The organism is Sphingomonas sp. (genome assembly GCF_035758555.1).
Lineage (GTDB): Bacteria > Pseudomonadota > Alphaproteobacteria > Sphingomonadales > Sphingomonadaceae > Sphingomonas_B.
The window spans coordinates 1-13,488 of record NZ_DASTXI010000034.1 but is presented as its reverse complement, the minus strand read 5'-3'; the positions used below and the strand labels follow the sequence as shown (position 1 = coordinate 13,488).

The following is a 13,488-nucleotide window of genomic DNA, read 5'->3' as shown; positions in this document are numbered from 1 at the left end:
GGCGACCAGCGTTTTCGTCTTGGCGACGAGCTTGTCCCGGAACGCGTCGTAGACATCGTCATGCACGACGATCCGCTGTACGCCGATGCAGCTCTGGCCGGACTGGTAGAAGGCGCCGAACACGGTGCGCTCGACCGCGTCGTCCAGGTCGGCGTCGCGGTCGATCACCACAGCCGCGTTGCCGCCCAGTTCCAGCACCACTTTCTTCTTGCCGGCCTTGGCTTTCAGCTCCCAGCCGACGCCGGGCGAGCCGGTGAAGCTCAGCAGCTTGAGGCGATCGTCGGTGGTGAACAGATCGGCCCCCTCACGGTGCGCGGGGAGGATCGAGAAAGCTCCCTTGGGCAAATCGGTCTCGGCCAGCACCTCGCCCATGATGAGCGCGCCCAAGGGCGTGCGGCTGGCCGGCTTCATCACGAACGGGCAGCCGACCGCGATCGCCGGCGCGACCTTGTGTGCGGCGAGGTTGAGCGGGAAGTTGAACGGCGAGATGAAGCTGCACGGCCCGATCGGCACGCGCTTCCAGATGCCCTGATAGCCGCGCGCGCGAGGGCTGATGTCGAGCGGCTGGACTTCGCCGGTCATCCGCACGGCTTCCTCCGCGGCGATGCGGAAGGTGTCGATCAGGCGGGTCGCTTCGCCCTCGGCATCCTTGATCGGCTTGCCCGCCTCGACGCACAGCGCATAGGCCAGCTCGTCGAACCGCTCCTTGAACCGCGTGACGCAGTGGTTGAGCACGTCCTGCCGTTCGTACGCTGCCATCCGCGCCATCGGCTCGGCGGCTTTCACCGCAGCCGCGATCCCCGCCTCGATCTGCTCCGGCCGCGCCAGCGCCACGCGGAAAGCGACGTCGCCCGAGTATTTGTCGGTGACCTCCAGGTCGGCGTTCCCGGCCCAGGCTTCGTTCGCGAGGTAGAGGGGATATGTATCTTTCAGCTTGGTCATGTTCTCACCTGACGTAACCGACTCCGTTCGCTTCGAGCAAAGTCGAGAAGCGCGGGCGCGGAGCCAGCCGTTTCTCGACCTCGCTCGAAACGAACGGGGTTCTTATTCCGCTGTCACAACGCCTTGGACAGCTGTTTGATGTCGTGGTTCAGGATCTTGTCGTTCTCGCTGTAATCGACCGGGCAGTCGATCAGGTGCACGCCGGGCGTGTCGAGGCATTCCTTCAGCAGGCCGGGCAGCATCTCGGCGCTGGTCACGCGGTGGCCCTTGGCGCCGTAGCTTTCGGCGTATTTGACGAAATCGGGGTTGCCGTAGGTCAGGCCCCAATCCTTGAAGCCCATATTCGCCTGCTTCCAGCGGATCATGCCGTAGCTGCTGTCGTTCAGGATCAGCACAGTGATGTTGAGGCCGAGGCGAACGGCGGTCTCCATTTCCTGGCTGTTCATCATGAAGCCGCCGTCGCCGCAGATCGCCATCACCTTGCGGTCGGGATAGACCATCGCCGAAGCCATCGCGGAGGGCAGGCCGGCGCCCATCGTCGCCAGCGCATTGTCGAGCAGCACCGTGTTCTGCTGACGCGCCGGGTAATTGCGGGCGAACCAGATTTTGTAGACGCCGTTGTCGAGGCAGATGATGCCATCGGCCGGCATCGCCTCGCGGATCTTCCGCACCAGATAAGGCGGGAAGATCGGAAAGCGATCGTCGCCGTCCAGGCTCTCGGTGTGCTCCACCTCTGCCTTGCGGAAGCGCAGCATGTCGTCGAAATTCCACCGGCCCGACGGCACGATGTCCTCGACGATCTGCCAGATCGCGTTGCCGATGTCGCCGATCACTTCGATCTGCGGGAAATAGACCGGGTCCACTTCGGCCGAACGCGCCGAGATGTGGATCACCTCGGCGCCACCGCGCTTCATGAAGAAGGGCGGCTTTTCGATCACGTCGTGGCCGACATTGACGATCACGTCGGCCGCTTCGATCGCGCGGTGGACATAATCGCCCGCCGACAGCGCCGCGCAGCCGACGAAGCGCGGGTGCGTCTCGTCGATCACGCCCTTGCCGAGCTGGGTGGTGACGAACGGGATGCCGGTCTTTTCGACCAGCTTCAGCAGCATCCGGCCCGTCACCTTGCGGTTGGCGCCGGCGCCGATGACGAGGATCGGGGACTTCGCGTCCTCCAGCTTCTTGACCGCCGCGCGGACCGCCTTCGCTTCCGCGAGCGGGCGGCGGTGGAGGCTGGGCTTGATCGGGGTGGAATCGGTGTGCTCGTCCGCCACATCCTCAGGGAATTCGAGGTGCGTCGCGCCGGGCTTTTCTTCCTCGGCCAGGCGGATCGCCTCGCGGATGCGGCTCGGAATATTGTCGGCGCTGGCGAGCTGGTGCGTGTATTTGGTGATCGGCCGCATCATGTCGACGACGTCGAGGATCTGGAACCGGCCCTGTTTCGATTTCTTGATCGGTTTCTGGCCCGTGACCATCAGGATCGGCATGCCGCCCAGCTGCGCATAGGCCGCCGCGGTGACGAAGTTGGTGGCGCCGGGGCCGAGCGTCGCCATGCACACGCCGGTCTTGCCGGTGTGGCGGCCATAGGTCGCCGCCATGAAGCCGGCGCCCTGTTCGTGCCGGGTCAGGATCAGCTTGATCTGCTTGGAGCGTGACAGGCTGTCCAGCATGTCGAGATTCTCTTCGCCGGGCACGCCGAAGATATATTCGACGCCTTCCTCTTCCAGACACTGGATGAAGAGGTCCGAAGCCTTGGTCATTGAAATCCCCCCGTTGCCGGCTGCCGATCGAAACGCGCCCGGCGGACGACACCGGCTTTGCCGATTCCCGTTCCGCTGCGATGGCTTATCGTTTCGGGGGCGGGGTGGCTAGGGGCAGTGCCACCTGACCCCGTTTGCTTCGAGCGTAGTCGAGAAGCCCCTGCGCGGAGCTGCCGTTTCTCGACTTCGCTCGAAACGAACGGACGAGTTAGTAGCCCAGATCGAGGTCCACCGCGTTGATCAGCGGCTCGCCGGCCCGGTAGCGGGCGAGATTGTCGAGGAACAGCCTGGCGCCGCGCTGGAACATCTTGCTTTGCGACTGGCCGGACAGGTGCATCGTGACATGGGCATTGGGCAGTGCCCACAAAGGATGGTCGGACGGAAGCGGTTCGGGCGTGGTGACGTCCAGGAAAGCGGCGCCGATCCGGTTGGCTGCAAGGGCGCTCACGAGCGCGTCCTGGTCGACGACGCTGCCGCGCGCGATGTTGATCAGCACGGCGTCGGGCTTCATCGCGTCGAGCTCGGCTGCGCCGATCATGTGCCAGGTCTCGTCAGTCGCCGGCACGGCGAGAATGACCCAGTCGAATTCGGCCAGCCTGTCGCGCCATTCGTCGGGACCAAGCTCACCGGCTCCAGGTCGGCGGCGGACGATCGCGACGCCAACGTCAAAGGCCGCCAGGCGCGTTTGCACGAGCGACCCGATCGCGCCGCCGCCGAGCACCAGCGCCCTGGTCCCGGCAAGCTCCAGCCGCCCCGGCGGCGAGCGCAGCCATTCATGCCGGTCCTGCGCGCGAACGACCTCGCGATAGCCCTTCGCGATGGTCAGCATGCCCATCACGACATATTCGGCGATCGTGATCGCGTTGATGCCGGCGCCATTCGTGACGGTGACTCCTCGGTGCGCCAGCTTGCCCTTGGGCATCCAGTCGATCCCGGCATAGATCGTGTTGAGCCATTTGAGCGCGTCGGCGCGCTCCAGCGCCGCCACCATGTCGCTGGCCTCGTACATGTCGAGCCAGCCGACCTCCGCGCCCGGCGCCATCGCACAGGCATCCTCCGCCGACGCGAACCAGCGGGTTTCCATGCCATCAGGAAGATGCGGCTCAAGCAGCGGCCGGGCGGGAGCAGGGAGGACGAGGATCATGCGTCCTTGTACCCCTGCGAATGCAGGGGTCCAGCGGGGTTCGTGGACCCCTGCTTTCGCAGGGGTGCTAACAGGCTAGCTTCCAGTCCCACCCCAGCGGGTCGCCGTCCATCACCTCGACGCCCGCGGCCGCGAGCTCGTCGCGGATGCGGTCGGAGGTGGCGAAGTCCTTCGCGGCGCGCGCTTCCTTGCGCTGCAACAGGCGCGTTTCGATCGCAGGCTCGTCCATCGCCGTGTCGGCCGGTCGCAAGCGGAGTTTCGCGCGCGACAACTCCAGCACCTTCAAACCCAGCACTGCATCCATTTGTGCCAGCGCTGCGCGACGCTGGCCAGCGTCGAAGCCTTTCGTCGTCAGCGCGGTTTCGAAATGCGTCAGCGCTTTGGCTGTGTTGAGATCGTCCGACACAGCCTCGTCGAACGCCGCGAGCTCGGCAACAATGCGCTTGTCCGTCACCTCGGCCGTCTCGGCATCGGGCAGCTTTTCCGCTGCCATAATCATCCGCTTCAGCCGCGTGAACGCCGCCGCCAGGTTCTCGAACGTGAACTCCAGCTCGCTGCGGTAATGCGCCTGCAGGCACATCAGCCGGTAGGCGAGGGGGTGGAAGCCGCGGTCGACCAGCGCCTGCAAGGTCAGGAACTCGCCTTTCGACTTCGACATCTTGCCGCCGCGGTCGATCAGGAAGTTGTTGTGCATCCAGATGCGCGCGCCGCTGTCGGCAGAGTGGCAGCGCGCCTGGTTCTGGGCGATCTCGTTCGGGTGGTGGATTTCGCGGTGATCGATGCCGCCCGTATGAATGTCGAACGGAAAGCCGAGCAAAGCCTCCGACATCACCGAGCATTCGAGGTGCCAGCCGGGCGCGCCGCGGCCCCAGGGCGAATCCCACTCCATCTGCCGGGTCTCGCCGGGCGGCGTCGCGCGCCAGATCGCGAAGTCGGTCGGGTGGCGCTTGCCCTCGACCGGCTCGATCCGGCTTTCGCCTTCGTCGATCTTCGAGCGGGCGAGCCGGCCATATTCGGGCACGGTGGCGGTGTCGAAATAGAGGCCGCTCGGCAGCTGGTAGCAATTCGCCTCAATCGATTTCGCGAAGTCGATCATTGCGGGCACATATTCGGTCGCGATCGACCAGGTCGCCGGCTGGCGGATGTTCAGCCGCTCGATGTCGCGCCAATAGGCGTCGGTGTAGAACCTCGCGATGTCCCAGGCCGACTTGCCGGCCTTTGCGGCCGCCGTTTCCATCTTGTCCGCGCCCTCGTCGGCGTCGGACGTCAGGTGCCCCACGTCGGTGATGTTGATGATGTGGTGGAGCTTATAGCCCTTGAAGCTCAGCACGCGTCCCAGCGTGTCGGCGAACACATAGGCGCGCATGTTGCCGACGTGCTGGAAGTTATAGACGGTCGGCCCGCAGGTGTAGACGCGCGCCTCGCCCGGATGGACGGGCTCGAACGTCTCGATCGAGCGGGTGAGGCTGTTGAACAGGCGCAGCGGAACCATGCGCGCCGCCTTGGCCCGCCGGCGCCCGAACCGTCAACCGCCCGTCACTGCCCCTGCGGGCTCGACATCGGCGTCATCCACAGGTCTTCGTTGCCGGCGCCGGTCACCGGCTGGTCGATCAGCGGGTCAAAGCGCGACGTCGGCACGTTCAGGATCTGGATCAGCGGGTCGGGCCGCGTTTGCGAGGCCTGGAGCGATTCTTCCTTTTCGTCCTGCTTCTTGTCGTCCTCGATCTGGTCGCGCGAGACGCTCAGCACCGGCGCGAAGATTTCGGGGCCGGGGCCCGGCGGTGGTGGCGGCGCCACGGCTCCGCAGAGCGCTCCCGGCGTGCAGCCATTGAAGCTCGATCCGGTGTCGAAGCTGCCGCTGACGTTGACCGCATCGATCAGCCCCGCGCCGGTGACGTTGCCGACGCGCCCGTTCAGCACCAATTGCGCCGGCTGCTCGCCGCTCGTCTCGACGCGGAAGCTGTTGGCGGTGAAGCCGCGCTTCGCGTTCGGATCGTCGCTGTTGGCGCCGCTGTTCTGGATGAAGGCGAGGCGGCTGATCCGCACCACGATCTGCCCGGCCTGGAAATAGCCGCCGTCGTTTTCGAGCTGATCATTGGTGCCGAGCCGCTGCCGGACCGCGTTCAGGTCGAGGCCCGGTATCTCGCTCCGCGCTTTCGTCGAGAGCGCCTGCACCTGCTGCGCCTCCAGCCGGAGCGTGCCCGACAGCCCGCCACTGGCGTCCTTCAGCGTGACGAGGCCACTCTCGGCCGCCAGCGCAATGTCGCTTGCGGAGCGCAGCGTTACGGTCTGCCCGGATTGGACGTTCCTGAAACCCATATTCCCGACAACGCCGATCGCGCGCGGCGAGCTGATCAGCAGCGTGCCGTTGCTGCCCAGCTGACTGCCATCGAACGTCAGCGAGCCGAGCACGACGTTCGCATCGGCCGGATCGGTGAAGTCGAACGCAGCCCCAGTGGCGCCACCCGGCTCCGACGCGATGGTGATGTTGCCCGCGCTTGCAATTCGCGTCAGCTCGTCGCTGTCGAGCCGGTAGCCGCTGCCTTCCGGCGCATCGCCGACGAACAGCCGGTCGGCAGTGCTGGTCAGCGTCAGCGCCGTCGTCTGCGTGCTGCTGCCAAGCTGCGCTTCCGAGCCGATGGCGATGTCGCGCGAGGTGAGGGCGACCGTCGAGCCGCTGACGTCGCCGTCGACTGCGATCAGCCCATTGGCGGCGTTTGCGGTGAGGGTGCCGGTCGCAGAGGCATTGCCGATCGCAATGCCGCCATTCGCGCTGGTGAGCCTGAGATCGCCCGCCGTCGCGCTGCCTTCCGCCAGGGCGAGGTTGTCTTGCGCCGTCAAATCGACTGACCGGCCGCTGGCATGGACCGGGCCAGCCGCGTTCAGGTCAGTCGAGACCGTGATGCTGCCGTTGCTCGACGTGAGCGCGACATCTCCGCCCGAGGCGATGCTGCCGATTGTTACGGCCTGCGCGCCGGACACGACCGTGCCGTAGCCACTTTCGAGCGTGTCCGCGATCACATCGCCGCCGCTGATGAGCGTGATGCCGCCGGTCGCGCTCGAATTCCCGGCCGAAAGTGTGCCGGAAACGGTCGTTAGCTTCAGGTCGCCGGCGGTCGCGTCCGCCTGCAGCACATTGAGGCCGTCCTGTGCGGTGATGTCGATGGAGGGGGCGCTGACCGTCAATCCGGAGCCAGCGATCAGATCGGACGTGACCTTCACGAAATCGGGCGTACTGAATACGACAGCTCCGCCTGCATTTATCGTGTCGGCCGTTATTCCGCCGAACCCCAGTCCCCGCTGCGTGATCCTGACGTCTCCGGAGGCCGTCAACCTACGAGCGCTGATGCGCCCGTTGATTTCAGAGGACAAGACAATCTGCCCAGCAGTCGCCGTGACATTGCTTACGGCCAAGTCGCCGAACAAATTCAGCTCGACTTCCTCGCCCGTGGCATTGAACGAGCCAGTAAATGGGTTGGAGAAAGTACCGAGTTCGCCCCCTGTGACAGATACGCTACCGTGGTCAGCCCGAAGATCAATCGAGGTCGGTCGATCTGTGCTACCCAATGTGCCGATCTGAATTCCATGATCGGCTGTAACGTCAACAACGCCGGAAATGCCTATAATGCGGGCTGCTTCAAATCGACCGCCGGCGTCGACCTTGGCCCCGAATGCAGCGATCTCATTTCCAACGGCATCTCCTTGGCTAACGATTGCAACGCTGCCCGCGTCGAGCGCACCGAATGACAAATCTGATTTGCTTGTCAGGCTGAGCGCGCCTTGGGCCCTCGCAGTCGTGACATGAAGGCCCGTCAGCCCATTCAATGTAACCGCCTTAGCGGTGGCGGCGACGCCCTCCGTCGCCGACGCATCGGTCAAGACCGTGATGGTGCCGTTCGCGGCGGTCAACATGGTTCCGCCAGTCACGGCGAAGCTGTCGAGTGCAATATCGCCGCCGGCGCTGAGGTCGAGCGCCGTTCCGGAAACGATCCGCCCGACCGCGATCGTGCCGGGAATCGTGATCCCGCCGTCGTTCACGACATTGCCGTCGAAATCGACGGTGCGGATCGTGGTCGCGCTCAGGCCGGCCAGCGTGATGCCGTTGCCGGCGAACAGGTCGAGCGTGCCCGGCGCGTTCACCTGCGCCGCAGCGCCGTCGATGCTGCGGAATGAGGCCACCCGCGCGACGTTGCCGCCGCCGGTGATCGTCAGCGGTCCGGCGAGCGTCAGGTTCTCGCCCAGTGACTCGATCGTAAGGCTGTCGGACGCGCGGATGATGTTCGAAACGCCCGCCTGGCCCAGCTCCACCGAACGGGCGCGCAGCAGCACGTCGGTGCCGTCGATGCCGCCGTTCAGGCGCAGATTGATCGGCTCGTACTCGGCCTCGCCGATCCGGACGATGCCGTTCACGTTCGCGGTGCCGAGGCAAACGCTGCCCTGCAGGCAGGCGCCGGTCAGCTGCCGGCTATCGTCGGACGGCACCTGATCGCCGACCGGAATGTCGTTCAGCCGGACGTAGAGATTGCCCGCGGTCAGCTGCGTCTCGCTGCCGGCCTGCACTGCGCCGGCGCTCATGAACAGCGTGCGGTTCGGCGCCTCAAGCGTGCCGTCGATCAGGATCGAGGCGACGTTGCCTTCCTCGCCCGTGTCGAGCCCGCCCGCCAGCAGCCGCAATTGCGACGACTGCTCCAGCGGATCGGTCGCGCCATAACCGGTTTCGGGCGGCGGATTGTTGGCGGCGCGGACCAGCGCGCCGGAGCCGATGACGATATCGTCGCCGCTCGCGATGGTGACGGCCTGGTCGGCGATCACCTGCGCGCCGGCCGCAATCGTCGTGTCCCGTCCGGCGGCGATGGTGATGCCGCCGTTCGAGGTGACGGTGCCGGTCACGGTCGTATCGAAGGGAAGAGGGCCTTCGCTCTCGCCGGCGCGGATCGAGATTCCATCGGTCGCACGCGCGTTCGCGACTTCGACGTTTCCGAAGAGGGCGCTGACGTCGATCGAGCCGCTGGAGGCGAGCAACGTGCCCGGGCCGGCGACGATGTTGCCGTTGGTGGTTCTCAGGCTGATGCTCGGCGCGTCGAGCGATGCCGCCAGATTTGCCGACGGGCTCCCGTTGGTGATGCTGATCCCGCGGGTGCGAGAACGGATATCGAGCGAGGTTCCGGAAGCGATGCCGCCCGTGCCCTGGAAGGCGAAACGGATATCCCCGTTTGCGGTCAGGTCGACGTCGCCGTCCACCGCGATCGTCCGTGCGCTCGACTGGATGTCGTAGTCCGAGCTGGTTTCGCTCTCGTTCAGCGCGTTCGAGAAGCTGACCGAATAGAGCGAGCCCAGGCGGATGCCGCCGGTTGCCGCAGTGCCGGTGTCGCCGATGAATAGCGATCCGTCGACATCGCTGCCGCCCAGATCGGTCGAGAAATTGCCCGCGCTGAACGCGCCGGCCTGTCCGGACCCGTCCGCGACCCTCAGCACCAGCCGCCCGCCGAAGCCCGAGCCGTCATTGCCGGCTGCGGCCATGGCCGAAACATCCCGCAATTGCGTCGGAGCGTCGAATCCGGCCGATCCGCCGATACCGCGCTCGGCGGTCGCTTCGGCATAGACGTCGCCGAACGCTGCATTGCCGCCCTGGATGTCGATGGTCGCAAGTCCCGCAACGGCACTGCCGCCGTCGCCGCCCGCGCCGCCGCTGTCGGTTCCGGAGCCCGTTCCGCCGTCGCCGCCGCTGCCGGCGTCCGCCGACACGATCAGCGCCGGCGGCCGGTTCTCGACGCCGCCCGCGCCGGGGATGGTCGCCTGCGCACCGCTCTGGATCAGCACAGTGGCGCTTCCGCCGAACGCCGATCCGCCTGCGCCGCCGCTGCCGCCGAAGCCGCTGGCGGCAAAGCTGCCGCCGCTTCCGCCACTGCCGCCGAAGACGCTGGCATCGAGATCGAACGGATCGAACTGGCCGTCGTCTGCCACATTCACGACGGCGCCGTTACGCGCCTCGAAGCGGGCATCGCCGCCCTGTGCGCTGCCCCCATTGCCGCCATCCAGCAGATCGGCGAACCCGCCGGAGCCGCCGTCCGCATAGGCATAGGCGCGGATCGCGTACAGGTCGGCCGTGCCGCCATCGAGCCGGATCAGTGCCGATCCGCCGGTGCCCGCGCCGCCGTCGCCGCCTTGCGCGCCGCTGCCGCCGCTGCTGCCGAATGCGGACGCGTCGGCGGTCAGCTGAGCCTGGTCGCCTACGGTGGCGCTTGTGAAGATGATCGAGGCACTGCCGCCGCTGCCGTTCCCGCCATCGCCGCCACGGCCGGTCGCCATCGGATCGAAGCCGCCTTCGCCGGCGGCCAGCACCAGCCCCGCATAGCCGCCATAGCCGCTTGCATCGGCATTCACGCCGCCCAAGCTGTGCGAGCCGCCGGTGATGCCGACCGTAGCCGACCCGCCCGCGCCCGCGCCGCCGCTGCCCGCATTGGCGGTCTCCGCGCCCTCGAAAAAGGCGTTGGCGTAATCAACCGTGCCGCCGTCGCCGCCGGTCCCTTCGGCGCTGACCGAGAGCTGGCCGACCGAGAAATCCACGCCGTTCGTCACAACCTGCGCAGTGCCGCCGGTCGCTGCGCCGCCCGATGCGGCGTCCACGGGTTCGGAACCGAACGCCTGGCCGTCGCCGCCATAGCCGCCCGTCGTATCGGCCGAGAGCTGTACTGTCTCCGCGCTCAGCATGCCGCCGGTTCCGGTAAGATAGGCGCCCGATCCGGCGCCGAACGGATTGGCGCCGATGCCGGCGGTGCCGCCCGCGCCCGCGCCGCCATAACCGGATTCGCCGAACGCTCCGTCGCCGCCGGTTGCCTCCGCGAGGATGGAGACCGAGCCTGCCTCCAAGCTGCCGCCGTTCAGTGCCAGCTCCGCCCGGCCGGCAAAGCCGGCGCCGGCCTGCACGCCATAGTCGCTGTTGCCGCCAGTGCCGGTGGCGGACAGTGTGATTTCGCCGGCGTATGTGGGGCCGCCGGTCAGGTTCAGCAGCACCCTGCCGCCAACGCCAGTGCCGCTGTTGCCGTGCAGGGTGCCTTGGCGCAGCGCCGCCGGCAGATCGATCCGGCCATCTGCCGACAAGCTGATGGCAAAGGCGGAGACGCTCGACTCGGCGTTGTTGAAATCGGCGGAGTCGAGCGTCAGCGTCACCGACCCGCCGCGTCCGGTCACCGGATCGAACACGCTCGCGAAGCCGCCGATCCCGTCCGCGGTCGCGATCAGCGATCCTTCGCTGAGGTTGAACGACGAGGCGGTGTTGACGACGCTGACCGTTCCGCCGGTTCCGTCGCGCGCGCCTTGTGCGCCGAAGATGCTGCCTGCGCGACCGGTCGCGTTCAGGCTCACGTCGCCGAGCACGTCGATGGAACTGCTGGAAACGTTCGAGAGCGAGATGATGCCTCCCGTGCCCGCGCCCGCCGCGGCATCGCCGCCGCCGCCATCGCCTGTCGCGAGGATGTCGATGCCGTTAGCGCTCAGCTGCGCATTCTCAAGACCGAGAGTGGCGCTGCCGCCCGTGCCGTTGCCGCCGGCGCCGTCGAAACTGCTGAATCCGCCATTGCCCGACACATCCAGGGTCAGCTGCCCGACGACGGCGGTGTCGTTCGTCATCTGGAACGTCGCCGTTCCGCCGGTTCCGTCGCCTGCCACGCCGCCATAGCCGGTGTCCCCGCCGTAACCCTGGGCGTCGATGCTGAAGCCGCCGTCGCTGCGGACCGAGCCGAGATTGCCGATCACCTTGACGGTGCCGCCGATGCCCTCGCCGCCATCGCCGGTTCCCGATCCCCCATGGCCGTCGGCGGAAATAAAGACGTTGCCGCCGGTCGACACGATCCCGGCGTCGGTCGCCTGGATTGTGACGATCCCGCCGGTTCCGGCCGCCCCGGCGAATTGGTCGCCGCTGCCCCCGAAACCGGTGCTTTCAAGGACGATGTCTCCGTCGGATCGAATGCCGCTGTTTCTGGCCGAGACGAGCAGCGAACCGCCCTTGGCCGTGGTCGGGGCGATCGCGCCATAGCCTGATTCGTCGGCGCCCCGCGCGACGCTGTCGAGGGTGAGGCTGCCGACCCGAATCGAGCTGCCCTCACCCGAGACGACCGACAGCGACGACGATCCGTCCGCGTTCGCGTTCAAGTGCTTGAGCGTTGCGGCCCCGTCGACGGTTACGTTCTTGGCGAAATCGCTGGTCAGCAGAACGCTGCCCGAATCGGAGATCAGGTCGAGATTTCCGGCAACATGGAGAGGTGCGGAGGTGGAATCGACCGTAATGTCCTGGCCAGTAATGTTGGTGCGTGCGCCGAACTCGCCGCCAGTAACGTGAACGGCGCCCTGCTGCGTCGAACCCACGGAATCGCCCGAAACGAAATCAGCGGTCGTCAGATAGATCGCGCCGTTCGCGGCCAGCTGCGCCTGCACCGCCGGCGCATAGCCGAGACTGCCGGAAACGAGCATCGTCACCGCATCGTTCTTCGGCACAGCCACCAGGTAGACGCGCCGCGCCGCGCCGGTCTGGTCGACGTCGCGCGTTTCGGTGGTGCCGCTGTGCGTCAGCGTCGTCTCGCCGCCGGCATCAACGCTCGATCCGGTCTGCACCGCGATGTCGAACAGGCCGCCGGAGATCGGAATCGTGATGTCCGCGCTTTCGGCCGCCACTAGCGCGGCGCCGCCCTCGACATTGATCGATCCGCCCTGGCTGATCCGTGGCGCGACCAGTGCGACATAGTTGCCGGACGCGTTGATCTGCGCGCCCGGCATGATGGTCACGGCCGACCGGCTGTTGGCGTCGCCTCGGAAACGAATCGTGCCGGCCAGCGAGCTGTTGCTGTCGTCGCCGAACAGCCCGCCGGAGGTGTCGATGTCGTTGGCGCTCAGCACGAGGCTGCCGACGTCGAAGCGGCTGGTCGCGCCGGTGATGATGCCGCCGGGCGAATAGAACCAGATATTGCCGCCGGTGGTCGCGCCATAGCCGGTGTCGATCTGCGACATGACATGGCCGTCGAACTGAACGGCGCGGCTCGGGTCGTCGGGGATGATGCGGTTCAGGACCGTGTACTGGCCGACGCCGATATCGCCGTTGTTCTGAAACTGAAGCTCGTTGCCCGCGCGCAGGATGGTGATCGGACCGCCGCCGGTCGCGTCGTCATTCGGCGTCCAGTCGATCACGACCTGCGGATTGTTCACGGTGACGCGGTCGCGCAGCCCGCCGGTGATGGGAATGCCTTGGGTGATGTTGGCGCCGCCGGACACAATTGTCGGCGTTGCCTCGAAGGCCTGCTGGCCAAAGGCGGGTGTCGTGAGCGCCGCGGCGAGCGCGCAGCCCGCGAGCAGCCGGGCGCGGCGGTGGCGGGCGGGCGTGGCAGAGATCGGATACGCTGACATGGCTCATCGCCTCCAGGGCAGGAGCTTGGTGGACAGGGTCACGAGCAGGCGGACGTCGCGCTCATTGCTAAGCGGCGTGCGGTTGAGGGGAACCGCCAGCGCGACGTCCAGTCGGGCGCGCTGGCCCCAGGCGGCGCGCACGCCGCCGCCGGCGGACCACAGCCGCTGCGGATCGTCGGTTAGCGACACATGGTTCCAGACGATGCCGAGATCGGCAAAGGCGTAGGGCTGGAAGGCGAAGCCGTC

General features: G+C 66.9%; 5 protein-coding genes and 1 pseudogene. All 6 read right to left on the bottom strand.

Annotated features, from left to right (window positions below):
* Positions 1–942: aldehyde dehydrogenase family protein (locus VFT73_RS01970; protein WP_326408462.1), on the bottom strand; the 942-nt coding region annotated here is incomplete at its 3' end.
* A 113-nt stretch (positions 943–1,055) separates the two neighbouring features.
* A complete protein-coding gene (locus VFT73_RS01965; RefSeq protein WP_326408461.1) occupies positions 1,056–2,702 on the bottom strand; it encodes an acetolactate synthase large subunit in 1,647 nt (548 codons plus the stop codon).
* A gap of 208 nt (positions 2,703–2,910) precedes the next feature.
* Positions 2,911–3,846, bottom strand: a complete 936-nt coding sequence (locus tag VFT73_RS01960; protein WP_326408460.1) for a D-2-hydroxyacid dehydrogenase — start codon at positions 3,844–3,846, stop codon at positions 2,911–2,913.
* A gap of 67 nt (positions 3,847–3,913) precedes the next feature.
* Positions 3,914–5,338 (bottom strand): cysteine--tRNA ligase, encoded by a 1,425-nt coding sequence (gene cysS, locus VFT73_RS01955; RefSeq protein WP_326408459.1) that lies wholly within the window; start codon positions 5,336–5,338, stop codon positions 3,914–3,916.
* Positions 5,339–5,382: 44 nt separating this feature from the next.
* Positions 5,383–13,242: a hypothetical protein gene (locus VFT73_RS01950; protein WP_326408458.1), complete on the bottom strand. Its 7,860-nt coding sequence runs from the start codon at positions 13,240–13,242 to the stop codon at positions 5,383–5,385.
* Positions 13,243–13,245: 3 nt separating this feature from the next.
* Positions 13,246–13,488, bottom strand: a pseudogene (locus VFT73_RS01945) (ShlB/FhaC/HecB family hemolysin secretion/activation protein); the annotation flags it as partial.